The 24,395-nt window shown below is 44.0% G+C and carries 25 protein-coding genes and 1 tRNA gene; 20 read left to right on the top strand and 6 right to left on the bottom strand.

The features are described 5' to 3' along the window. Nucleotides 1-312 precede the first annotated feature (312 nt). Nucleotides 313-804 carry a PAS domain-containing protein gene (locus RBB12_RS04240; RefSeq protein ID WP_306012915.1) on the top strand — a complete coding sequence of 164 codons (492 nt, stop codon included), beginning with the start codon at nucleotides 313-315 and terminating at the stop codon, nucleotides 802-804. Nucleotides 805-1,027: 223 nt separating this feature from the next. Here RBB12_RS04240 and RBB12_RS04235 read toward each other — a convergent pair whose 3' ends face one another. From RBB12_RS04235 to RBB12_RS04225, 3 genes are all read right to left on the bottom strand, one after another. Continuing rightward, nucleotides 1,028-1,303 carry a hypothetical protein gene (locus RBB12_RS04235; RefSeq protein WP_306012914.1) on the bottom strand — a complete coding sequence of 92 codons (276 nt, stop codon included), beginning with the start codon at nucleotides 1,301-1,303 and terminating at the stop codon, nucleotides 1,028-1,030. An 881-nt stretch (nucleotides 1,304-2,184) separates the two neighbouring features. Beyond that, nucleotides 2,185-2,331, bottom strand: a complete 147-nt coding sequence (locus tag RBB12_RS04230) for a ribbon-helix-helix protein, CopG family (RefSeq protein WP_306012913.1) — start codon at nucleotides 2,329-2,331, stop codon at nucleotides 2,185-2,187. A gap of 448 nt (nucleotides 2,332-2,779) precedes the next feature. Beyond that, a tRNA-Leu gene (locus RBB12_RS04225) sits at nucleotides 2,780-2,864 on the bottom strand. Between the two features lie 160 nt (nucleotides 2,865-3,024). Here RBB12_RS04225 and RBB12_RS04220 point away from each other — a divergent pair. From RBB12_RS04220 to pth, 3 genes are all read left to right on the top strand, one after another. After that, entirely contained in the window at nucleotides 3,025-3,966 is a 942-nt protein-coding gene (locus RBB12_RS04220) for a ribose-phosphate pyrophosphokinase (RefSeq protein ID WP_179383544.1), read from the top strand. 79 nt (nucleotides 3,967-4,045) lie between these two features. Then, on the top strand, nucleotides 4,046-4,696 hold the full coding sequence (locus RBB12_RS04215; protein ID WP_293281930.1) for a 50S ribosomal protein L25/general stress protein Ctc: 651 nt from the start codon (nucleotides 4,046-4,048) through the stop codon (nucleotides 4,694-4,696). Nucleotides 4,697-4,785: 89 nt separating this feature from the next. Further along, entirely contained in the window at nucleotides 4,786-5,415 is a 630-nt protein-coding gene (gene pth / locus RBB12_RS04210) for an aminoacyl-tRNA hydrolase (protein ID WP_306012912.1), read from the top strand. Nucleotide 5,416: 1 nt separating this feature from the next. Here pth and RBB12_RS04205 read toward each other — a convergent pair whose 3' ends face one another. Together RBB12_RS04205 and RBB12_RS04200 are read right to left on the bottom strand one after the other, a co-directional pair. Continuing rightward, on the bottom strand, nucleotides 5,417-6,103 hold the full coding sequence (locus RBB12_RS04205; protein ID WP_306012911.1) for a hypothetical protein: 687 nt from the start codon (nucleotides 6,101-6,103) through the stop codon (nucleotides 5,417-5,419). After that, nucleotides 6,100-9,894 (bottom strand): reprolysin-like metallopeptidase, encoded by a 3,795-nt coding sequence (locus RBB12_RS04200; protein WP_306012910.1) that lies wholly within the window; start codon nucleotides 9,892-9,894, stop codon nucleotides 6,100-6,102. Before RBB12_RS04200 ends, RBB12_RS04205 begins: the two co-directional genes overlap by 4 nt. Before the next feature lie 57 nt (nucleotides 9,895-9,951). On the opposite strand from RBB12_RS04200, the gene RBB12_RS04195 reads away from it, so the two are divergent. From RBB12_RS04195 to RBB12_RS04120, 16 genes are all read left to right on the top strand, one after another. Continuing rightward, nucleotides 9,952-10,881 carry a bifunctional riboflavin kinase/FAD synthetase gene (locus RBB12_RS04195; protein ID WP_179383539.1) on the top strand — a complete coding sequence of 310 codons (930 nt, stop codon included), beginning with the start codon at nucleotides 9,952-9,954 and terminating at the stop codon, nucleotides 10,879-10,881. Next, nucleotides 10,882-12,198, top strand: a complete 1,317-nt coding sequence (locus RBB12_RS04190; RefSeq protein ID WP_306012909.1) for an HTTM domain-containing protein — start codon at nucleotides 10,882-10,884, stop codon at nucleotides 12,196-12,198. Between the two features lie 50 nt (nucleotides 12,199-12,248). After that, nucleotides 12,249-13,520: a serine--tRNA ligase gene (serS, locus tag RBB12_RS04185; RefSeq protein ID WP_293288628.1), complete on the top strand. Its 1,272-nt coding sequence runs from the start codon at nucleotides 12,249-12,251 to the stop codon at nucleotides 13,518-13,520. A 77-nt stretch (nucleotides 13,521-13,597) separates the two neighbouring features. Continuing rightward, the gene (locus tag RBB12_RS04180; protein WP_306012908.1) at nucleotides 13,598-15,382 is read left to right on the top strand and encodes a tetratricopeptide repeat protein; all 1,785 of its coding nucleotides are present in this window, start codon (nucleotides 13,598-13,600) and stop codon (nucleotides 15,380-15,382) included. A 90-nt stretch (nucleotides 15,383-15,472) separates the two neighbouring features. Continuing rightward, nucleotides 15,473-15,790: a DUF4286 family protein gene (locus RBB12_RS04175; RefSeq protein WP_179383536.1), complete on the top strand. Its 318-nt coding sequence runs from the start codon at nucleotides 15,473-15,475 to the stop codon at nucleotides 15,788-15,790. Nucleotides 15,791-15,793: 3 nt separating this feature from the next. Beyond that, nucleotides 15,794-16,102, top strand: a complete 309-nt coding sequence (locus RBB12_RS04170; protein WP_306012907.1) for a gamma-glutamylcyclotransferase family protein — start codon at nucleotides 15,794-15,796, stop codon at nucleotides 16,100-16,102. 19 nt (nucleotides 16,103-16,121) lie between these two features. Beyond that, nucleotides 16,122-16,994 (top strand): 16S rRNA (adenine(1518)-N(6)/adenine(1519)-N(6))-dimethyltransferase RsmA, encoded by an 873-nt coding sequence (gene rsmA / locus RBB12_RS04165; RefSeq protein ID WP_306012906.1) that lies wholly within the window; start codon nucleotides 16,122-16,124, stop codon nucleotides 16,992-16,994. Beyond that, entirely contained in the window at nucleotides 16,981-18,333 is a 1,353-nt protein-coding gene (mgtE, locus tag RBB12_RS04160; protein WP_293281915.1) for a magnesium transporter, read from the top strand. The genes rsmA and mgtE overlap by 14 nt, the downstream gene beginning before the upstream one ends. Nucleotides 18,334-18,341: 8 nt before the next feature. Further along, nucleotides 18,342-18,707 (top strand): cupin domain-containing protein, encoded by a 366-nt coding sequence (locus tag RBB12_RS04155; protein WP_306012905.1) that lies wholly within the window; start codon nucleotides 18,342-18,344, stop codon nucleotides 18,705-18,707. Nucleotides 18,708-18,726: 19 nt separating this feature from the next. Then, nucleotides 18,727-19,659: a 2-hydroxyacid dehydrogenase gene (locus RBB12_RS04150; protein ID WP_306012904.1), complete on the top strand. Its 933-nt coding sequence runs from the start codon at nucleotides 18,727-18,729 to the stop codon at nucleotides 19,657-19,659. 9 nt (nucleotides 19,660-19,668) lie between these two features. Then, on the top strand, nucleotides 19,669-20,079 hold the full coding sequence (locus tag RBB12_RS04145; protein WP_306012903.1) for a response regulator transcription factor: 411 nt from the start codon (nucleotides 19,669-19,671) through the stop codon (nucleotides 20,077-20,079). Between the two features lie 98 nt (nucleotides 20,080-20,177). Continuing rightward, nucleotides 20,178-20,684, top strand: coding sequence for a DUF4199 domain-containing protein (locus RBB12_RS04140; protein WP_306012902.1), 507 nt, complete (start codon nucleotides 20,178-20,180; stop codon nucleotides 20,682-20,684). A 7-nt stretch (nucleotides 20,685-20,691) separates the two neighbouring features. Next, nucleotides 20,692-21,150: a DUF1801 domain-containing protein gene (locus RBB12_RS04135; protein WP_306012901.1), complete on the top strand. Its 459-nt coding sequence runs from the start codon at nucleotides 20,692-20,694 to the stop codon at nucleotides 21,148-21,150. After that, nucleotides 21,147-21,500, top strand: a complete 354-nt coding sequence (locus RBB12_RS04130; protein WP_306012900.1) for a VOC family protein — start codon at nucleotides 21,147-21,149, stop codon at nucleotides 21,498-21,500. Before RBB12_RS04135 ends, RBB12_RS04130 begins: the two co-directional genes overlap by 4 nt. Nucleotides 21,501-21,584: 84 nt before the next feature. Continuing rightward, complete coding sequence (locus tag RBB12_RS04125) at nucleotides 21,585-21,971, top strand: YtxH domain-containing protein (RefSeq protein ID WP_306012899.1); 387 nt, start codon at nucleotides 21,585-21,587, stop codon at nucleotides 21,969-21,971. Nucleotides 21,972-22,049: 78 nt separating this feature from the next. Then, nucleotides 22,050-22,541 carry a GNAT family N-acetyltransferase gene (locus tag RBB12_RS04120; protein ID WP_306012898.1) on the top strand — a complete coding sequence of 164 codons (492 nt, stop codon included), beginning with the start codon at nucleotides 22,050-22,052 and terminating at the stop codon, nucleotides 22,539-22,541. Here RBB12_RS04120 and RBB12_RS04115 read toward each other — a convergent pair. Beyond that, on the bottom strand, nucleotides 22,538-24,358 hold the full coding sequence (locus tag RBB12_RS04115; RefSeq protein WP_293281900.1) for a lysophospholipid acyltransferase family protein: 1,821 nt from the start codon (nucleotides 24,356-24,358) through the stop codon (nucleotides 22,538-22,540). The two genes, RBB12_RS04120 and RBB12_RS04115, sit on opposite strands and share 4 nt — an antisense overlap. Nucleotides 24,359-24,395: the final 37 nt, after the last annotated feature.

The following is a 24,395-nucleotide window of genomic DNA, read 5'->3' as shown; positions in this document are numbered from 1 at the left end:
CACTTTTATCAACATTTGGGTTTTTCACCGATAAAAAACCATGGGAACAAACGTAAATCAAGGGCTCCGAAAAATTGACGCCAAAACCGATTTTTTCCAAATACTTTTTCACAGTTCTTTAACAATTTTTAGGTCGCTTGTTCATCGTCCCAGTAAACACCGAACATTGGCCCATTTTAACGACGGAAACATCCTTCGGAAACACTCGATCGTTTTTCAAACCATATAGGCCCTTCACCAAAAAATGTTCGATGAAAGTCCATCAGCATTCAATAATGTTTTTATTTTTGACCCAAGTAAATCATTTTGAGTATGTTGATTACGGCTAACAGGGCCATTTCCCCGTTACTGAGTTTTGATTTCTACTTGGAGGCTTACCATCGATTGGTGAAGACCTTAAAAAAGGAGGAGGACCTAAAACATCTTCGGGAAGTGCTTAACGGAAATCTTGGATCCCATATCCAAAACCTGATATTGGAGGAAAACTACGACACCTTGGTGGTAACCTGCCCCAAGCAACACATTGTTTGGGTAAACGATGGTTTCACGCAAATGACCGGTTACACCAAACATTTAGCTATCGGCAAACGGCCCAGTTTTCTTCAGGGCAAGGAAACCCCAAAAAGCACTACCAACGAAATTAGGGAACAACTAAAGGCAACCAACACGTATAGTGGTTCCGTAATCAACCACCGAAAGAACGGGGAGCCTTATCTCTGCAAAATTCAAATATTGCCCCTTTATGATTCCCAAAAGGAGCTTACGCATTTTATTGCGCTGGAGAAAGAATTGCTGGCAGCCTAAAAAGCAAAAACCCTCAAAATCAATGATTTTAAGGGTTTATTTTTGCAGTACCTTGGGTGGGAATCGAACCCACACTCCCGAAGGAACTGGATTTTGAATTTAATTCAGAAAAAAGGGCATCTTTATCCCTTCTGATAATCAGGTAGTTGATTTTTTTCATTTGGCCTATTTTAGCATTTATATACTCACTTATATACCCACCTGTAATTCAAGAAAACGATTGTCAATCATTTATTTTTAACCTGGGTAATGATAACCCAAGTTGGTATAACTCCTCTTCGGATTTAGTCATATTAGGAACTCTATTACAGTTAATAATTAACTCTTTCCTGCTACGTGTCAAATCATCCATAATTAAATCAAAAAGTTTGATTTTATCTGAATCATCTAGTTCATTGTAAGCAGCCATAACAATCTTCAAACTTAACTTTTCGGCAGTTGGCAAAGCACGTCTATCGTTATTTAGACCATTGCCATATATTCGTTTTTTAAAAGGCATCATTATCCGTTTTAAGGTGTATACATATGGGAAAATAAGAAACTCAAATAAATCTCGTTGCCCTTATATTTAAAACATAAAATGAAAAATCTACTCTATTCTTTTCTACCAAACCTCATTAGTTAGCCAAAATTAAATCTTGAACCATATTACCGCAGTAACAAGGGAAAAGACTCAATTCAAAATGGATAGGAGAACAATAATATTGTTCAAAGTTATACGGCAAAAACGAACTACTTCTATGGTTACAACAAACAAATCCAGTACAAAAATGAGCCTTTAAAGCAATTTATTTCTTATCTTTTAGGGGGCAAATATTAAAAATTCTTAAAAAAACGTGCATTTGATCGATCTTTGACCAAAATCATTGTTTAAAAATATACTAGTATTGTATATTCGCCGTTGAGTGATTTTAGGTGAATTTGAAAGAATTCTATAAAATTACGACAAAAAAAGGGGAGTCCCAATGAAACTCCCCTCGGTGTCAACTAGACTCGCAATCTAAAATTACACGACTGGCACCCAGAAAGCAAGACACTTCCCTTTTCTTGGGTAAATTCGTTTTCCGTCTTTTACAACGTACTTACGAAACACCAACTTGTGCAAGACACCATTTACTAATTTGAATCTATTCATCACAAGGATGTTTTAGTGGAGGATAGATTTAAGCATAGTAGCTAGTCCTCAATCACCACCAAGCCGCTACCCGACTATCGGATAACTAAAGACCCTGCCATTGGTGCAGGGTCTTGTTTTGTTAATTGGTTAATGTTATTAAACAGGTACAAACACAGTGATAATCCGGACGGTTTGTTGTGTCCAATTAACAGTAACATCGCAATGATGTGATTCAAATTAGTTTGTCAAAGATACGCAATTTCTTAGATGCCCAACCTACCCACCTCGTTTTTCAGAATTGTCTCTACCATATTGGTAAAATTCCTGTTTTCACGCTCAGCAAGTTCCTCTACTTTCCTAATAACATCTTTATCCAAGCGCAATGATTTGATTCTAGTGTTACTTTTCATAGAGCCGAGTTTTAAGATTCTTGATGTATTACAACAAATTTACCTTGTATATTGGTTGAATCAATGAAGTCATACTACCGGTTATCCACTATTTTATTAACAATCATAATCAGAGTTGGATTAATAAACCAACAATCGATGATCTTTTTAGAAACAAGAATGTCAATCCAGCGTCCAAAACGACTACACTCCCAAAAGGCACTATATATCAGCTAATTAAAAAATTCAAAAGGACTAATTTCTGAAAACCATAAATGGTGTGAGTATATTTCTGAATGCATTTAACGCATTGACAATCAGTATTTAAATTATGTGTGCTTAAGAATCAATCTAGCGTCTATATACTCGCTGTATACTCACTAAATTTAGAAAAGCTACTGAGATTGGTAAAAACAGAAGGGTGTAAAAACAAAGAAACCCCTGTGTTCACAGGGGATTTCGCTGTTTATGGTACCTTGGGTGGGAATCGAACCCACACTCCCGAAGGAACTGGATTTTGAATCCAGCGCGTCTACCAATTCCGCCACCAAGGCATCGGTACCACATTTTCAAATGCGAGTGCAAAGCTAAAAAAATAATTTTATATATCGCCAAAAAATACTTGGATTTATCCTTTAGCAACCCAATTTAATTTTTAAATTTGCACCTCCTTATTTATAAGTACGTTAAAACGCTAGCTAACAAGAAATTGTAATGGCATATCAAGTCCCGGAACCTAAAATTTTTGCTTGCACACAAAGTGTGGAGCTGGGGAACAAAATCGCTGCTTCTTACGGAGCTGAATTGGGAAAAGTCCAATTCTCCCGTTACAGCGACGGCGAGTTTCAGCCCTCCTTTGAGGAATCCATTAGGGGAGCGCGTATTTTTATTATCGGCTCCACCAACCCCAGTTCCGAAAACTTGATGGAAATGTTGCTGATGCTCGATGCGGCCAAAAGGGCTTCGGCAAGGCACATTACCGCCGTTATGCCCTATTTTGGTTGGGCAAGACAAGACCGTAAGGACAAACCGCGTGTTCCCATTGCAGCCAAATTGGTCGCCAAAATGCTGGAAACCGCCGGTGCCACCAGAATCATCACCATGGATCTCCATGCGGACCAGATACAAGGATTTTTTGAAAAGCCCGTGGACCATTTATTTGCATCTACCCTTTTCTTGCCTTATTTAAAAGGTTTGCACTTGGACAATCTTTGTATTGCATCTCCCGATATGGGCGGTTCCAAAAGGGCCTATGCCTACTCCAAAGCTTTGGAATGTGATGTGGTGATTTGTTACAAGCAAAGAGCGAAAGCAAATGTTATTTCCCACATGGAACTTATTGGCGATGTCCAAGGTAAAAATGTGGTTTTGGTAGATGATATGGTCGACACGGCCGGAACACTTACCAAAGCGGCCGACCTGATGATGGAACGGGGAGCGGAAAGCGTACGTGCCGTTACAACACATGGATTGCTTTCGGGCAAGGCGTATGAGCGCATTCAAGAGTCCAAATTAACAGAACTGATCGTTACCGATTCCATTCCTGTGGACCAAAGCCAAAAGAAAATAAAGATATTGTCGTGTGCCGATCTCTTTGCCGATGTGATGCACAGGGTCCACCACAATACATCAATATCATCAAAATTTTTAATGTAGCCTTCGACTACGCTCAGGCTGACAACGCCTAGCACTTCGAAGATAAATTTTATCATAAATTAAATATTAATAACAGATTATGAAGTCAATTACAATCAAAGGATCCCAAAGAGAAAGCGTGGGCAAGGTTGCTACCAAAGCCTTACGTAATGCTGGAAAGGTCCCTTGCGTGCTGTACGGAGGGGATAAACCAGTGCATTTTTCAGCTGATGAAATCGCATTCAAAGACTTGGTGTACACCCCAAATGCCTACACCGCGGTAATTGAATTGGAAGATGGTCAAAAATTTGACGCCGTATTACAGGATATTCAATTCCACCCTGTAACCGACAACATCCTACACGTAGATTTCTACCAGTTGTTCGAGGACAAGCCAATTACCATGAGAATTCCTGTACGTTTGGAAGGAAACTCTCCTGGTGTGAGAAACGGTGGACGTTTGCTTTTCAGAAAGCGTAAACTATCCATCCGTGCATTGCCTGCATTGCTTCCCGATTTTATCACTGTAGATATTTCCAAATTGAGAATCGGTCAGACCATTGCAGTAGAAAGTATTTTGAACGATGATTACACTTTCTTGCACCCAGATAGTACCGCTATCGTTCAGGTGAAAGCTTCTAGAACTTCTGTTGATGAAGAGCTTGAAGATGAAGATGAAGAAGGAGTAGAAGGTGCTGAAGGAGAAGCTACCGAAGGTGGCGAAGCTCCAGAAGCGGAAGCTGCAGAATAGCACTTCTATAATTTTCACAAGAGCATCCCGCTTTTACCTAGGTAAAAATTGGGATGCTTTTGTATTTTTGGGCAAATCCATTTTGGCTGATGCTCCATTTTATCAAACAGCTTTTTGGCTCTTCAAAACAACTGCTTCAAGAAACAGAACCCATGAAAAAATTTTTGATTGTTGGTCTTGGAAACATAGGTGCTGAATACGAGGACACCCGTCACAATATCGGGTTCAAAGTCCTTGATTTTTTGGCCGAACAGGAGAGTTTCACATTCGAAAGTGCCAAACTTGGTGCCGTGGGCACTTTTAAGCACAAGGGCAGGAGCCTTCTCTGCCTGAAGCCGTCCACCTATATGAACTTAAGCGGTAAGGCTGTGAAGTATTGGCTGGATAAGGAAAGTATCCCTATGGAAAATCTCTTGGTCATTACCGACGATATCAACCTTCCTTTTGGAACGCTTCGTTTAAAGGGCAAGGGTAGCGATGGCGGCCATAATGGTTTGAAGGATATTCAAAATGTGCTACAGACCACCACATACAACCGTTTTAGATTTGGCGTAGGTTCGGATTTTGGAAAGGGCCAACAAGTGGATTATGTGTTGGGCAAATGGGATAATGACCAACAAAAATCCATGCCCGAACGTTTGGAAAAATCTGCGGATCTCGTGCGATCGTTCGTCTTCGCCGGTGCCAAAAACACCATGAATCAATTCAACGGCAAATAAGTTAGAGAACTTTAAAGTCGAACACACTGGAACTGGAAACATTCCCTTCCAAATCAGTAGTAATCACTTGCCAGTAATACACCGTACCCGACTCAACGCCGACGGGAAGTTCCATGGTAGACGCATTGGTTACCCCGACCGATGTTTCCGGAGGGTTGGTTTCCGAGAAAAATACTTCAAAGAAGTCGATGTCATTATCCACATCGGCACCTGCCCACTCCAAGGTTACTTCGTTGGCAATATCCTTCTGGACCGTTGCTCCCGACCTAGGACTTTCCAATTGTGCAGGAAAAGGAACATAAGTGGTCTGTGACCCAGCATTGTAAAAAAGCCATGTTTCGCTAGAAGCTACCTGATCGGATTCGGTGTTTTGGCTGGTGACCGACCAGGCATAAGGGGCTCCCTTGGTGATGGTTAAACTTGCTGAAGTGGAAGCCGTGGAAATGGTTTGGGGCAAATTGGTGTTTAAATTGATGACAGAAAGCGTATACCTAGTTGTATTTTTGGACGCATTCCATCTGAAGGTGACCTGGGATGAGGTCTGATTGATATCCGTTCCCGTGGTACATTCCGAATTCTCTTCAGGGAAAACCAAAGTGGCACCTTCAGGTGCTGGGGGAGGTCCATCGTCCCCACCACAGGAAACCAATAATGCCAAAAGGCTCAAATAAATTATCTTCCGAATCATTCCTTGATCAGTTTAAACATTTCCTTTTTACCGGATTTTTCCAAACCTAAATAATACAGTCCTTTGGGCAAGGTGGACACATCCAACTCCAAATCCTCACCGAATACCCTTCTGCGCTCCGTGCGGACCAACTTACCATTGGCAGTGAACAGTTGGATTCCCACAATCCCCTCAAATCCGGCCATGTACACTTTGGTCGTGGTATACACTGGGTTTGGTGACAAAATAGGCCTTTCTGAATAAAAGAAAGACTTTTCAAAACTTCCTTGGCAAGGCAAATTGGTAAAAACCTTTAAGGTGTTGATACCATTTTCCAAAGGAAGTTGAATTTTGGAAGCCTCTGTTTGGGTAACCAGACCATTGAGCTCCACATTGTAGAACGAAGCCCCGCTCAGGTCAAGGTTCAATACCCCAGCATCCAGCAATGCAGACACATCGAGCACATCGGGTTGGGTCAGCATAGCATCGAAACACACCTCCTCATACGTAATCAACCCATCCGTTCCACTTATGCACAAAGAATACTCTCCTGCAGACAGATTGCTAAACGTTTGCGAATTGGTAAATTCAAAAGATTCCGAACCACTGGCACCGTTCAAAACAGCTGTGTAGTTGACCGCGGTATCCAAAGGTGTAATGGTTATGGAACCATCATTATTGCTACGGCAGCTTTCGCTTTCCACTTCAATTTCAAAATTATCGGAAGCAAATCGATATACCGCGCAGCCATTCGTATTCACCTCAACACCTTTTGGCGTGCCCAAGCAGAGGTCGTCACCATCATCAAAAACGCCATCCTCATCAGCATCGGGTCGATAACTACCCTCAACACAGATATCCAGTGAAAAATCGACCAAGGCACCACCATCACTGGCAGCGGTATCTTCTATTTCCAAGACCCACTCGCCCAATATGGACTCGCCATTCAGGGATGATAAAAATCCTATCGGCGCAACTGTTCCCGAAATTGCAGGGTTTTCTCCACAAACAATGGGGTCCCCATCATCGTCAAAAACGGCATTCAAATCGTTATCCGCTCCGCAATTATTTGATAATAGGGTCACCTCGGTTCCCGAAGGAGAGATAAGGGTAATGATCAGGTCTTCCAAATAGGTATGATCTAGCTGCAAGTTTACATTGACATCCGAAATGGGCAAATCTTCCACAAACAGGATGGAGGTAGTAATGGTTGGTGTTCCCGATGATGCAATGGTAATGGGTAAATCCGTTGCGTTTCTATTTCGGCAATTTACCTGTGATGTGGTAAAGCTGAAAGGTGTTCCAAAAGTTCCCGAACCACAACCATTGTTGGGTCTCACTCTCCAAAAATATTCGGTCTCAGCCTCTAGTGTTGTGGCTTTATAGGTACTAAAGGGCAAAGATGCAGATTCTACCACATTGGTAAAGGCCAAATCGGTCGCCACTTCCACATCATAATTCGAATAGGATGGGTCATCCTGCCAATTGAGCAAAGCGTCCAATGAAACGCCCGCCTCCCCATCACTTGGAGAGAGCAATGTCACATCGGCGAAATTTCCATCTTGTACCAGAAGGGATAACGTAACGTTCTTGGTCACCGATGCCGAGGTCGCAGTCACCACAATATCATAAACCCCCGGAGCAACGCCGTTGGTATTGGCCAGCGTAAGGTCTACAACCGTATTATTGGCCGTTGCATTCGTAGGAGAAAAACTGGCAGACATGCCTGCAGGAACGTTGGCGGAAAAAGTAGTGTTCTCGTTGAATCCTGCATAGGTTTCGTATTCAAAAGGAATCACCAAATCATCGGGCTGGCAAACCTCATAGTCCAAATTTTCAAAATTGAGGACCACTTCGGATTCTTCAATGGTAAAATCGGTATTGTTTACGGCAAAAAAAATGTTATTACTAGCCTTTACCATGATGCGCCCCGTATTGGTCGCATTTCCTGGCAGAAGCACTTCTTCGGCACCATCGTTCAGGGTGTTTTCCAAAAGGGTTATTGGATAGGTCAAACCACCGTCCAAAGAAAGGAAGATATCCACCTGCTGTGCATTTATGGGCGCTATATCCGTATTGGACACATCCCAGGTAATTTCTTGTACCGAGCCGGCTACGTAGGTTTCTTCGGAAGTTTGAGAAGTAACGATAAAAGGCCCTGCGGCCTTGATGACCCGAACATCCAATACATCCGAAACTACTTGCCCACCTCCAGCAGCGTTGTCACGGACCGTACAGGCAAATCTCAAGTTCCGTTCTATCTCGGAAACCGTTTCCCAAGCTTCTCCAGTGGCTGGATTTATCTGTGTCAAATTACCTTGGACAACTTCGGAAAGTCTGGGAAAATATCTTTTGGGATCGGTTGATGGTGGCAACGATCTAAAATTGGCCCCGCTCGGGTTCAAGGAGCCAAAAGATGCCGTTGTTACCAATCCGTCATCAATTTGTTCCCAAGTATAGGTCAGCACATCCCCTGCATCGGGGTCGGTCGCGTTGCCTTCCAAAACAAAGGCGGTTCCTCTAGGTATGGTGTAATCATCCACTGGCACCAAAACAGGCGGTGCATTGCTGATTGCCTCGGTTTGGGCACAGGAAGTGGTCTCCAAATAGGTAGAAATCTGAAGTATGCTATTGTAATGGAAATAATCATCGCCCTGCAACGCAACATTGTTCCCTTCTACAATGCCTGCATACCCCATAATGGTGCTTCCACTGGCAGGTTCCGCTTGAACTCCCGTTCCCTCAGATTCGAAAGACCACGTGTGGTTGGCGCCAAATTGATGACCGAGTTCGTGTGCTACGTAATCCAAATCGAACACATCCCCTTCGGGAACGTTGGCGGCGGAAAAGGCACTACCCTTTCGATTATCCACACAGACCGAGGCGATAAAACCAGCGTTACCATTGTCCAATCCCACGCCTACTTGATGGAACAAATGCCCAACATCATAATTTTCTTCTCCAATAATCGATGTGATAGTGGACTGTATCTGCGAATTCAAACTATTGTTGAAAGGATCGGTATTGGCATTGGTAAAAATAAGCAGGTCGTTATTGGGAATGAGTTCCAAGGTGACGCCCAAATCGGTCTCGAATACTTCGTTGACCCGGGTTAAAGTTGCATTGATGCCAGCAAGCGCGTCTTCTACCGTGCCACCCATGTATTGGGTATATTCTCCCGAAGCGGACACCGCCACCCGATACGTTCTGAGCACTTGGTCATCTACCAAAGGGACTATGGTTTTTCCTGCTAAATTGGATGACTTTGAAGCATTTCCAAATAGGTCCTTGCTGGTTTTACAGATAAAATCCATTTTTGAGGAAAGACCTGCTTCCTTGTCATAAAGAACATAAGTATCCGAATCGTTCGAGGCTGGCTCCATGAATGCGATTCGGCTGTCCTCCAAACTCACCATCATGGTTTGGATACCTTTGTGCGAACTGCTCAACTTCACCTTGTATTTACCATCGGCGCTGATACCTGTAAATGATTTGATAGCCGGATATTTCTTGGAAAGATCGGGATGGAGCACGGCCGTTTCCTTCACGTAAAACGGAACAACATCCCCTTCCCCATTGGGCAGATAAACCGTGGTTGCAGAACTTTTGGCCACCGAAACGGAATTGATTGTTCTGGATAAGCCACTTTTGTCCAACGTGAACACTTTTTTGGCATCCGAAATATCCTTTAGGGAACTGGCGCGAAGTCCGGACCGGTTCGGAACGTTTTTCCAATACCCCTGCTGCCCGTAAATGCAAAAGCAGCTAAAAAATATGGTTATTGAAAAAACAAGATGTAACTTAGCTTTCATACACGGTTAGGGCATAGTATATTTTCAAATGTAAGCCTTTTTTTATTTCTAAATCAGTTGGAAACAATCCAAAACATTTCTCATTTTAAGCAAGTTCCGCACCAAACTGTGGTGACCATCGGCACATTTGATGGTGTGCATTTGGGCCATCGCAAGATATTGGAACGCATCACAAACAATGCCAAAAACACCGGACTCAAATCCACGGTCCTCACCTTTTTCCCACATCCAAGAATGGTATTGCAAAAAGATGTGGACATCAAACTGCTGAACACCCTCGAAGAGAAAAAGCAGATTTTGGAAGGTTTGGGACTGGATTATTTGATCATCCATCCGTTTACCAAACAGTTTTCCAGACTATCGGCCATCGATTTCGTAAGGGACATTTTGGTGAACAACATCAAGGCCAAAAGAATCATCATTGGGTACGATCACAGGTTCGGTCGCAATCGAAATGCCAATATCAAGGACTTGATTTCCTTTGGAAATACCTTCGATTTTGAGGTAGAGGAAATTCCTGCCCAAGAAATCGAAGATGTTTCGGTGAGCTCCACCAAAATCAGGAAAGCGTTGTTGGATGGCGATGTAGAAACTGCCAATAGCTACTTGAACTATGCTTACATGCTAACGGGCACGGTAAAAAAAGGACGCGGACTAGGAAGGGATTTTGGTTTCCCCACCGCAAACCTCCACATTGCCGAAGAGTACAAACTCATTCCAAAAAACGGAGCCTATGTGGTAAAAAGCCATTTGGATGGCAAGGAGTATTACGGCATGATGAACATCGGCTTCAACCCTACGGTAGACGGTTCCAAAAAAAGCATCGAAATCAACTTTTTTGAGTTTGACGGTAATCTCTATGAGAAAAAAATACAGGTAGCACTATTGCACCGTATCAGGGATGAGCATAAATTTAACTCGATCGAAGAATTGAAGGAACAGTTGAAGAAAGACAAAAACCATTCTTTGGACCTAATTTCCAAATAAATGTCCACCCAATTTCTATTTCGGAAAATTGACAACGCCCAACTGGTGGTTTTCCGAATATTCTACGGCTTATTGGTCGCTGCGGAATGCTACGGGGCCATCGCCACAGGCTGGGTTCGAAGAACCATGGTGGAGCCCAAGTTCACTTTTTCCTTTATTGGGTTTGAATGGTTACAGCCCCTGCCCGGCAATGGCATGTACATCTATTTTGCCGTTATGGGCACTTTGGGCCTTTTGATTGCCCTCGGATACAAATATCGATTCAGCGCTTTGGCCTTTGCCATCATGTGGTCCGGCGTGTACCTCATGCAGAAAACATCCTACAATAACCATTACTACCTATTGATGCTATTGGCCTACATCATGGCCATTTTTCCCGCCAATAGGGATGCCTCTTTGGATGCCAAACTCAACCCTGGGCTGCGTTCCCAAACCATGTACAACTGGATTCGATGGACCATCATACTGCAATTGTTCATTGTGTACACCTATGCCTCCGTGGCCAAACTATATGGGGATTGGTTGGATTTCAGTATCGTGGAACTGTTGATGGAATCCAAAAAGCATTATTATCTGATCGGGGATTTACTCCAAGAAAAATGGGTGCATCAAATAGTCGGGATTTTCGGGATTGTGTTCGACCTTTTGATCGTTCCCGCCCTACTTTGGAAACCTACGCGCAAAATTGCTTTTGTATTTTCCATCTTTTTCCATCTGTTCAACAGTATTGTGTTCCAAATCGGGATATTCCCCTACCTATCGTTGGCCTTTACGGTCTTCTTTTTTGAACCGCAGACCATTCGAAATCTCTTTTTGAAAACCAAAAAGTTCATACCGGACACCAAAATCGTAGTCCCCAAAAACAAGAACATCATTCTTTCGGTGCTGGGCATCTATTTCCTCATTCAATTGCTGTTGCCCCTTCGGCACCATCTGTTCCCGGATGATGTACTTTGGACCGAGGAGGGCCATCGACTGAGCTGGCGGATGATGCTTCGCAGCCGAGCGGGCAGAATCACCTACAAAGTAGTGAACACCCAAAGTAAGGACTCCACCATCATCAACCTTAATGAATATCTGACCAACAAACAGGAAAGGAGAGTGGAATGCTATCCAGATTTTATCTGGCAATTTGCCCAACACCTCAAAAAGGACTATGCCCAAAAAGGAGAGGACATTCAAGTATTTGTGGACAACAAGGTCAAAGTCAACCAAGGGCCATACAAAACCTTTATCGACCCCAAAGTGGACTTGGCCAGCGTTCCGTGGAACCATTTTTCCCATAACGATTGGATTCTCCCCTCGACCAAAGAATAAAATTGGGCACTTGTTCAGATTCGATTAAATTTGCGGCTCAAAACTAGGCCATGCTTCAACTACAGAACATCAGGGAAAACAAGGAAAGTATCATCACCGCTTTAAAAAAGCGAAATATCGATGCAGCACCGATGATTGCGAAGGTTTTGGAACTCGATGAAAAACGACGTTCCATCCAAACAGAATTGGATGCTACTCTGGCCGAATCCAACAAAATCTCCAAAGAAATCGGCATCCTTTTCAAAACAGGAAAAGCACAGGAAGCGAATGTTCTAAAAGAAAAAACCGCTGGACTTAAAGAAGCGTCAAAAAAGTTGGGCGATGACCTCAACCTTACCGCAGATGAACTTCAGCAACAACTATATTTGATTCCGAACGTTCCGCACGAATCAGTTCCAGCGGGTAATTCCGAAGAGGACAACGAGGAAGTATTCCGGGAAGGTGATATTCCAACCTTAGTGGAAGGCGCATTGCCCCACTGGGAATTGGCCAAGAAATATGACATCATTGATTTTGAGCTTGGAGTAAAAATTACAGGGGCAGGTTTTCCAGTGTACAAAGGAAAGGGTGCCCGTTTGCAACGCGCCTTGATCGCCTATTTCTTGGATAAAAATGCAGAAGCTGGGTATACCGAGATGCAAGTACCGCTCATGGTCAATGAGGACTCTGGCTACGGAACCGGACAATTGCCCGACAAGGAAGGGCAAATGTACCATGTACAGGCGGATGACCTATACCTTATCCCAACGGCCGAAGTGCCTGTGACCAACTTGCACCGAGGCGATATCTTGGCGGAAGGTGATTTCCCTATCAAATACACAGGCTACACTCCCTGCTTCCGACGTGAGGCGGGCAGTTATGGGGCACATGTCCGTGGTTTGAACCGTTTGCACCAATTCGACAAGGTGGAAATCGTGCGCTTGGAGCACCCCAACAACTCTTACCAGGCCCTGGATGAAATGGTGGAGCATGTTAAAAACATTCTTCGCGAACTCAAATTGCCCTACCGCATCTTGCGGCTCTGTGGTGGCGATCTTGGTTTTACATCGGCCCTGACCTTTGATTTTGAAGTATTCTCCACCGCGCAGGACCGTTGGTTGGAAATCAGTTCCGTGTCCAACTTTGAGACCTTTCAGGCCAATCGCCTAAAACTTCGTTTTAAGGACGAAAACGGGAAAAGTCAGTTGGCCCATACCCTGAATGGAAGTGCCTTGGCATTGCCACGGGTATTGGCGGGTATCTTGGAAAACTATCAGACCGAAAATGGGATAAAAATCCCTGAGGTTTTGGTTCCCTACTGTGGATTTGATACCATCGATTAAGGTTTTCAGGCATTTATTTGGATTCGCTTAACAGAATCCCCCGTATTTCTGCGTTATATTTGAAATAAAACAAGCTATTGAAACGCCTTTTATTTTTCATATTCGCAATTACATGCACCCTGTTGTCGGCACAAGAAGATTTTTTGGCCAAACAATACTTTCAAGATGGGGATTATGAAAAAGCATTGGTCTTCTACGAAAAATTGGTGGAGACCAACCCCAGACGCACAGATTATGCAGAGGGATTGGTAGCCTGCTATCAACAATTGGAACGTTACGATGAGGCCGAAGCATTCTTACTTCAAAAAATAGAAGATAGTTATGCCTTTCCCACCTTTTTTATTGAGTTGGGCTATAACCATACCCTAAAGAACGAACCTGAAAAGGCCAATGCCTATTACGACAAGGCCATCCAAAAAATAGAGGACAACCCCAATTACGGATACAGTGTGGGCTATCGGTTCCAAACCTATGCCTTATTGGATTATGCCATCCAAGCCTACAACCGCGCGATGGAGCTAAAACCGGACCTCAACTATGATTTTCAGTTAGCTAGAATTTATGGTGAACAGGGCGACATTGCCAAAATGTATCAGTCCTATCTCAATTTGATTTGGGAAGGCCGCACTTCCCGCTCCAACGTGCTCCGCAATATTGAGGACTTTATTTCCGAAGACCCATCCAACGAAAACAATGTGCTGCTGCGCAAAGTGTTGTTGCAAAATGCCCAAAAGGCACCGGACATTCTTTGGAACGAACTACTGAGCTGGTTGTTTGTCCAACAAAAACAATACAATAGCGCCTTTGGCCAAGAAAAAGCCATTTACAAACGGAGTGAAGGACAATCCATAGACCGTTTGGAAAATTTGGGCCGTATCGCTATGGAAGAAAAAGACCTGGAAACGGCCACATCCATCTACGAGTTCATTGTGGAAAACACGGAGAATCCGAGTACCAGGCTCAATGCAGAACTCAGCTTGATCGACATTGCTCTGGAAAATCCCTCGGAAAAAGTGTTGCAAACGGTTGAGAAAAAATTTGAGGACTTGGTAGAAATGTACGGAAACCAGAGCAGGACGCTTCAACTACAGGTGGCCTACGCCAATTTCCTGACCTTTAAAAAAGAACAGCCGGAACCGGCCATAGCCATGCTCAAACAAAGTTTGGAACTGCCCATGGGCCAGATGACGATGGCGTATTTAAAATTGGCACTAGGGGATATTTTGGTTTTTGACCAGCGGTTTAATGAAGCACTGATTTTATTCACCCAAGTGCAAAAAAGTATGAAGAACGATGTGCTGGGGCAAGATGCCCGGTTTAAAGTGGCGCAGACCAGTTTTTACAAGGGGGATTTTGATTGGGCCCTCACCCAACTTAAGGTATTGCGCGGTTCCACCTCCCAGCTCATCGCCAACGATGCCATGCAGTTAAGTTTGTTAATTTCGGACAACTCCTTGGAGGACTCTACCCAGACCGCTTTGAAAAAATATGCCCGTGCCGACTTGTTGGCCTATCAAAACAAAGACAAAGAGGCCGTTGAAGTGCTCGAGGATATTTTGGAAAATCACAAAGGGGAAAAAATTGAGGACGAAGCCTTGTTGAAGCAAGCAGCACTTTTGGTAGAGCAGAAAAATTATGAAGCCGCCGCCTTCAACTATCAAAAAATAGTCGAGTTTTATTCCGATGGGATTTTGGCCGATGACGCCCATTTTGCCCTGGGAGAACTCTATGAGAACACTTTGAACGAACCTGAAAAGGCCAAGACCCACTATGAGAAAATCATCTACAACTATCAGGACAGCTATTATTTTCCACAGGCTCGGAAAAATTTCAGACGGCTTCGAGGGGATGCCATCAACTAGTTACCTGCTCATTCCTGCGAAGACGGTAATCACTTAAAGAGGTTTCTCAGAATTACACTAACTTCGTCCACGCTAAAACAAACAAAGCAAATGCTCATATACAACGTAACCATCAACATCGATGAAAGTGTACACGACCAATGGCTGGAATGGATGAAGGACAAACACTTACCCGATATGCTGGCCACAGGGAAATTCTCCCACGCCAAAATGGTAAAGGTCTTGGTAGAAGAGGATATGGGCGGTATTACCTACTCCGTTCAATATACCACACAGGACAGGGCCACCTTGGAAGCCTATTACAAGGAGGATGCCGACCGTCTGCGTGCCGATGCGCAACAGATGTTCCCTAATAAATTCGTTGCCTTTAGAACGGAGCTAGAAGTCATCAGTCAACAAATCCCATAGCAATTGGAGTATCTGTTTTCCTATGGAACCCTACAGGACCCACAGGTCCAGAAATCTGTTTTTGGCCACTTGCTCAACGGAAAAACTGACGCAGTCACGGGGTTTCAAAAAATGGAAAATGCCGTTTATGGACGTTACCCCATAGTAGCTCATACCGGAAACCCAAAACACAAAGTAAAGGGCATGGCATATGAAGTGAGTGCCGTTGACCTGAAAAAGGGAGACCGCTACGAGACCGAAGCCTACAAAAGGGAACTCTTCACCTTGGAATCAGGCGCCAAAGCATGGATCTATGTCGAAAATTCCAACTAACTTGCCAAAAAATGCTCCCGTGTCCAAAAAGAAAAAAAAGAAGTACCCGAACAATCCCAAGTACAATCAAAAACAGGTACAGGAGGAGGGCGCGGTGAAGGCCAAAAAACATTTGGGCCAGCACTTTCTCAAAGATGAATCCGTAGCACAAAAAATTGCGCAGACCCTTTCGCTGGATGGCTATCAAAACGTGCTCGAAATTGGCCCGGGCATGGGAGTGCTCACCAAGCATTTACTGCAACGCGATTTGGATTTGGTTGCGATGGACTTGGACGATGAATCCATTGTCTACCTCAACCACAGCTTCCCGCTCGAACACGCTGCCATCTTAAAGCAGAACAACCGCTTGAACATCGTAGAGGCGGATTTCCTGAAGTTTGACCTGACCGAGCTGTATGGAGAGGAACAGTTTGCCATTACAGGAAACTTCCCTTATAATATTTCCAGTCAGATTGTTTTTAAAATGCTGGAAATGCGCCATCAGATTCCTGAATTTTCAGGAATGTTCCAAAAAGAAGTGGCCAAACGTATTTGCGAAGGCCCGGGAAACAAAACCTACGGGATCCTTTCCGTGCTGGTTCAGGCGTACTACGATGCCGAGTACCTTTTCACCGTACCGCCCGGGGTTTTTGACCCACCACCAAAGGTGGATTCGGGGGTATTACGGTTAACCCGAAAAAAGGAACTCACCTTGCCATGCGACGAACGCCTCTTTTTTAAAGTGGTGAAAACCGCCTTCAACCAAAGAAGAAAAACAATACGCAACAGTCTTAAAACCTTCAACCTTTCTGATAATCTCAAAGAAGATGCTATCTTTGACCAACGCCCGGAACAGCTAAGTGTAGCTGACTTTGTAACGTTGACACAGAAGATAGCCAATGACCCCGTTTAAACTCACAGACGAACTTTTAGAAGAAATCAGGGAACTGATCGGCGACAGCAAGGATGCTGCGCTTCAGACCATGATGAAGGAGTTCCACTATGCCGATATCGCGGAGATAGCGGACGAACTGGAGGTCGAGGAGGCTACATATCTTATCAAACTGCTCGATAGCGAGAAAACCTCGGACATCCTTGCCGAAATGCACGAGGACATCCGTGAGGCGGTCCTCAAAAACCTTACCGCCAAGGAAATTGCCGGGGAGTTGGCGGAGCTCGACACCGATGATGCGGCGGATATCATCAACGAACTTCCCAAAGAGCTTGTTCAGGAAGTTATTTCGGAGATTGAGGACAGGGAGCACGCCAAAGACATTGTGGACCTATTGCGCTACGAAGAAGACTCCGCCGGTGGTCTTATGGCGAAGGAGCTCGTAAAGGTCAACGAGAATTGGACCGTTACCACCTGCGTGAAGGAAATGCGTGCCCAAGCCGAAAATGTGACCCGTGTGCATTCCATTTACGTAGTAGATGATGAAGACAAGCTCAAAGGTAGGCTTTCCTTAAAGGATTTGCTTACCGCTCCCGCCAAGAGCCATATCAGGGAAATATACATTCCGAAGGTAGATTCCGTTAACGTAAACGAAAAGGGCGAAGAGGTCGCTAGGGTGATGTCCAAATACGATTTGGAAGCCATTCCCGTAGTGGATGAGATAGGACGTTTGGTGGGGCGAATCACCATTGATGACATTGTTGATGTAATCCGTGAAGAAGCCGATAAGGATTACCAAATGGCAGCCGGTATCTCTCAGGACGTGGAAGTAAGCGATAGTATTTGGATACTTACGCGCGCGCGCCTCCCATGGTTGATCTTGGGGCTTTTTGGTGGACTTGGGGCTGCGGCCATTATGGGAACCTTTGAGGAAATGATTGCCAAACACGCCGTATTGTTCTTTTTCACTCCGTTGATTGCTGCGATGGCCGGAAACGTTGGGGTACAATCCAGTGCCATTGTGGTGCAGGGTTTAGCCAACGACGACTTAAAAGGCAGTGTGAGGAACCATCTGTTGAAAGAAATGCTCTTGGCTCTTCTGAACGGATTTATCCTTGCCATTTTGTTGCTGCTCTTTACCTGGGTATGGAAAGGGGCCTTTGAAACTGCTTTGGCCATATCGCTTTCGCTGATCGTAGTGATTGTGGTGGCCGGATTTATAGGCACCTTTGTACCGCTCTTCCTTCATAAAAGAAATATAGATCCCGCCATTGCCACGGGTCCTTTTATTACGACCAGCAACGATATTTTTGGAATCCTTATTTATTTCTGGATCGCAAAAATCATTTTGGGAATTTAAATCTTGCCATGAAATCCATCAACCTAAAAGAAAAACATGCCGAGTTTACCAAACAGTGGCATCCGCATCAAATTGCCATAGTGGACGATATGCAGGTCCTTTTGGCCAAACTCCAAGGTGAATTTGTTTGGCACGCCCACGAAAACGAGGATGAACTGTTTCAGGTTATCAAAGGCACCCTTTATATGCAGTTTCGGGATAGGACCGAAGTGGTGAACGAAGGTGAGATCATTGTGGTGCCCAAAGGTGTGGAACATAATCCCATGACCAAAAATGGCGAAGAAGTGCACGTGCTTCTTTTTGAGAAAATGAGCACAGCACATACCGGCAACGTGCTCCATGAAAAAACACAGACCCATTACCCAAAAATATAGGAGTCGTATATTTGCCCCCATGAAAGTTCTCCACCTCGACACCAACCATCCCCTGCTCTTGGATCAATTTGCCGAGCTCGGGTTCGAAAATCATGAAGACTACGACTCCACCAAGGAGCAAGTAGAGAAAAAAATACACCTATACGACGGCATCATTATCCGAAGCAGGTTTACCATCGACCAACAATTCTTGGAAAAGGCCACCAACCTTAAATTTATTGGAAGGGTCGGCGCCGGCCTGGAAAATATTGATGTGGACTATGCCAAATACAAGGATATTTTCTTGGCCTCGGCACCTGAGGGCAACCGAAATGCAGTGGGCGAGCACACCCTTGGCATGCTGCTCTCCCTGATGAACCAGATGGGCAAGGCCGACCGACAAGTGCGAAAAGGCAAATGGAAACGCGAACAAAACAGAGGCGTTGAACTTGAAGGCAAAACAGTAGGGATTATTGGCTATGGAAACATGGGCAAAGCCTTTGCCAAAAAATTGCAAGGATTTGATGTAGAGGTCATCTGTTACGATATTGTGGGTGGCGTAAGTGATGACAACGCCCGACAAGTCGGCATAATGGAATTCCAGCAACGTTCGGATGTAGTGAGTTTGCACGTTCCCCAGACAGAGGAGACCATAGGAATGGTAAATACTGAATTCATAGAAAAATTCCATAAACCGTTTTGGCTGTTGAATACCGCCCGTGGAAAATGTGTGATTACCAAAGACCTGGTGGAAGGACTAAAATCCGGTAAGGTGCTTGGCGCTGGATTGGATGTACTCGAATATGAGCAAAAGTCCTTTGAGAATATGTTCACCAAAAAACCAAAGCCGTTCAAATACCTACGCAAGGCAAATAACGTGCTCCTAACACCCCACGTGGCAGGATGGACCGTGGAAAGCAAGGAAAAATTGGCGCAGACGATTATTGACAAAGTCAAAGCAAGATTTTGTTAATTTTAATGGGTGAAAAAAACCATTTTTGTTTTCTCGGCACTTATCGTATCCTTGTTGGCACTCTTCAAGTTAAGCAACCACGTTTATCGCTCCGGGGATATTTCAGCTGAAATAATAATTGCTGTTATCGCCATAGTCTTTTTTGGCATCGGGATATATATCAACAAAAAAGCACTCCACAAAGAAAGGCCCAGTGTTGTCAATCAAAAGAAAATTGAACAATTGGGCATCAGTAAAAGGGAATATCAGGTCTTGGTGCATATTTCAAAAGGACTTTCCAACAAGGAGATTGCCAGTGCTCTTTTTGTTTCGGAGAGCACCATAAAAACCCATGTTTCCAATCTTTTGATCAAATTGGACGCCAAGCGAAGAACCCAAGCTGTTCAAAAGGCAAAAAGTCTTCATATTCTCCCCATTTAGCAGATTTTCAACTTCATCTGAAGTGTTTTTGGTACTTTAGTATGAGCCCAAAAACCAAGCTCAACCCTACTTTTGAACCAACCATAAAACTAGAAATGATGAAACAAACAGTTTTAAGATATGGAGCGTACGGAGCACTTACCATCTGCGTACTATTTATAATCAGTTGGTATGCGTTGGGCAATCTATCCATGTCCGTACAGGAACTATTGGGATATGTCTCGATAATTGTCTCCCTAAGTTTTGTATTTTTTGGCATCAAACATTTTCGGGATAGGGAAAATGAAGGAAAGATAAGCTTTAAAAAAGCACTTATCATCGGTATTTTGATCAGTATCATCACCGCCTTGGCGTTTGGTCTTTTGGATGTTTTGTACACTGAAGTGCTAAACCCTGAATTTATGGATACGTATTATGAAGAAGTGATTCAAGAAATGAGGACTAACCTCCCATCCGAGGAGTTTCAAGTCAAACTGGCAGAATTGGAATCGCAACGGGAACAATTTTCCAATCCTTTACTGTCGTTTATTTTTATGGGCATGACTGTTTTTCTTATTGGATTCATTATTTCCTTGCTGTCCTCCCTTATTCTTCAACGAAAATAAGCCCATTATGACCATAGATGCCCAAACACCGGACGAGTATATTGAAAAACTTCCTGATGACCGCAAAGAGGCGGTCTCCAAATTACGGGAAACCGTAAAATCCAATTTGCCCAAGGGTTTTGAGGAATGCATCAACTATAAAATGATTGGCTTTGTGGTGCCACATGCCATTTATCCAGAGGGTTACCATTGTGATCCTAAATTGCCATTGCCCTTTATCAATATCGCCTCACAGAAAAACTTTGTGGCACTCTACCATTCGGGCATCTACGCAGACCAAGAACTCCACGACTGGTTTGTGGGCGAATATCCAAAGCATGTAAAAACCAAATTGGATATGGGCAAAAGCTGTATCCGATTCAAAAACGTGAAACACATACCGTATGATCTTATTGCGGAATTGTGCCAAAAAATGACCCCACAACAATGGATCGGTTTGTACGAACAAAACATTAAGAAATCATGAAAAACAGAGTAACGGGATTGGGCGGCTTTTTCTTCAAAAGCAAGGATCCGGATCATATGAAAGAATGGTACAAAAATCATTTGGGCCTCAATACAGACCGGTATGGATGTACCTTTTGGTGGAAGGACAAAGATGGAAACGACTGTTCTACACAATGGAGCCCGATGGATGAAAAAACGGAGTACTTTAAACCTAGTGAAAAGCAGTTTATGATGAACTTCCGGGTGGAAAACCTGGTTGCGCTGCTCGAAGCCCTTAAAGAAGAAGGCGTGACGGTGGTGGGTGAAATGGAAGAATACGAATACGGTAAGTTTGGCTGGATTTTGGATCCCGAGGGCAATAAATTGTAACTTTGGGAGCCTGTTGATAAAGCCTTTCTGTAGATATGGATTTATTTGCTACATTTAAAACTCATTAACCAACACATAAAAAACATGTCAGAAGAAAAAAAAGACTTCGGTGATAAAGCCGAAGAAGCAGCCAAAGACTTTAAGGAGGATGTAAACAAGGCATTCGATCCAGCAAATCCGGAAAGTGGAAAAACCGTAGCCATTATTGCTCACTTGACCTTCATTGGATGGATTATCGCTATCATCATGAACAGTAGCAACAAAACGGAAATAGGTTCCTTTTACATAAGGCAAACCTTGGGGATTTATCTCGTTGGATTTGTCTTAGGTATAATACCCATTATTAACCTTTTTGGAATACTTATCACCTTCATTCTTTGGATCATTAGCTTGATTGGTGCCATTAATGGAAATCAGAAACCTGTATTTTTGGTGGGCGAGTATTTCCAAAATTGGTTCAAGAGCCTATAAAAAGTATGTAAAAGCCAGATCAGATCTGGCTTTTTTTGAGGACTTATTCATCGTAATATTACAATAAATAGACAGCATATGGTCATTAGAACCATGCAAGCTTCAGATTGGGAAGCAGTCGCGAAGATTTATTTGGAAGGCATCGCAACCGGTTTTGCCACATTTGAGACACAAGCACCCTCCTATAATGATTGGGACAAAGCCCATACCAGCGAGTGCCGCTTGGTCGCCGAAATGGATGGCATCATCATGGGTTGGGCAGCGCTCTCCCCCGTATCAAGTCGATGTGTGTATGGCGGTGTGGCCGAGGTCAGTGTTTACATTTCGGCCCAGAGCCGTGGCCAAGGTGTCGGAAAAGCATTGATGCAGCATTTGATCGGGGAAAGTGAAAAAGCTGGATTTTGGACTATTCAATCAGGTATTTTTCCAGAGAACACGGCAAGTATCAAATTACATGAAAGGGTGGGTTTTCGCTATATCGGAAAACGGGAACGCGTGGGCAAGATCCACGGGGTCTGGAAAGATAATTTGCTGTTCGAAAGACGAAGCTCGACAGTTGGCGTGGATTAATCCTCCTCAGAATGGCCGTTCCCTTCCGCTACTTTGCGCTCCAGTTCGGCCTGAAACTCTTCCATTACGGGTTTTACGGTACTCTCCGGTAAATCCGCTATCCGGATGTACATTAATCCGTCCACCGAATTATTAAAAAGCGGGTCCACATTAAAGGCCACCACCTTCGCATTTTGCTTGATGTACTTTTTGATCAACACCGGTAAACGCAAACTTCCCGGCTCCACCTCGCTGATTAGTTTATCAAATTTATTCAGGTCGGCTTGGGTCTCATCAAAAACAAACTCCTTATCCGCATCCTTCAACTTTACCTTGAACTCCTTTTTGGGGCGAATGTATTGCGCCACGTAGGGATCCCAGTAATTGGATTTCATGAATTCGATCATCAAGGATTTGGAGAAATTGGAGAATTGGTTGCTGATGCTTACCCCTCCAATCAAATATTTATGCTCTGGATGTCTCAGGGTCGTATGTACGATTCCTTTCCAAAGCAGGAACAAGGGCATGGGCTTTTGTTGGTATTCCTTTACAATATAGGCACGGCCCATCTCAATGGATTTCTCCATCATTCCGTACAACTCCGGTTCAAATCGAAATAAATCCTGCAAATAAAAACCGTCGATACCGTACTTGCTAAAAATTTCTGAACCCAATCCCATACGGTAGGCCCCAACAATGGCCTTGCTGTCGTCATCCCAAAGGAACAAATGGTGGTAATAGGAATCAAACTTGTCCAAATCGATGGCATTGTTGGTACCTTCTCCCACTTCCCTGAACGTGACCTCACGCTGACGCCCGATCTCGTTCAAACAAAAGGGCATATCCTTGGCCTGGGCCAAGAACACCTCATAGTTCTTGCTCTGGAGCATACGGCAATCCTTCTCGCGCAATTTTTCGATTTCGCCCTCCAAAACCTTTGCACTGATCGCCGAGGCAATTTTTTTGGGCGGCTTGGGGATTTTGAGGGAGGTCGGCACCTTGTCCAAGAAGCGTTCCTTTTCAAAAACATTGGCCAACAAATAGGTTTTCTTTCGGAGCAGTTCCGCAAATCCTTCTAAAGTATCCTCCTCATTTTGGGTTTGGACGGAAATGGGTTGACCAATCCGCACTTTGATGGGACGACGGCTTTGGGATGTCAATTCCGAAGGTAATTTGGCCGTTCGGAATACATCGTCAATTTTAGAGAGGCGATAGAACAACCTACTATTTCGGGCATGAAAATAAATGGGTACTACGGGCACTTCTGCCTTTCGAATCAGTTTTATGGCGGCCTCTTCCCATGGTCGGTCCACCACCAACTTTCCATCGCGATAGGTAGACACCTCGCCGGCAGGGAAAATCCCGAGCGGATGCCCATCGCGTAAATGTTGTAGCGCATTTTTAAACCCTACGATGCTGCTCTTGGCATCCTTATGGTTCTCAAAGGGGTTCACCGGCATAATGTAGGGCTTCAAAGGCTCGATCCGGTGCAACAAAAAATTGGCAATTATCTTATAATCCGGCCGCTCGTTCAATAATAACTTGAGCAACAGCACGCCATCAATACCGCCCAAGGGATGATTGCTAATGGTAATATAGGGGCCCGATTTAGGGAGTCGCTTTAGGTCTTCTTCGGGAATCTCAAAATCTATTTCATAATGTTCTAGAATAGCATCCAGAAACTCAGGACCCGAAAGGTCTTTGTTCTTATCGTAAAACCTGTTGATAGTGCTAATTCGGGTAGCCACCATTAAAAGCCATCCTACAAACGTGCCCAAAAAGCCATATTTGTCCAGATGGATGACCTTCGCCACCTCTTTAGCAGAAACCAAGCCCATAGAAAACGTATTTAGGTACGCGTAAAGATAGAAAATA

Origin of the sequence: Allomuricauda sp. MMSF_3307 (genome assembly GCF_030733585.1) — a bacterium.
In the GTDB taxonomy this organism is placed as follows: domain Bacteria; phylum Bacteroidota; class Bacteroidia; order Flavobacteriales; family Flavobacteriaceae; genus Flagellimonas.
Note: the sequence above shows the minus strand (reverse complement) of the source record. Positions and strands in the feature narration are given on the sequence as shown.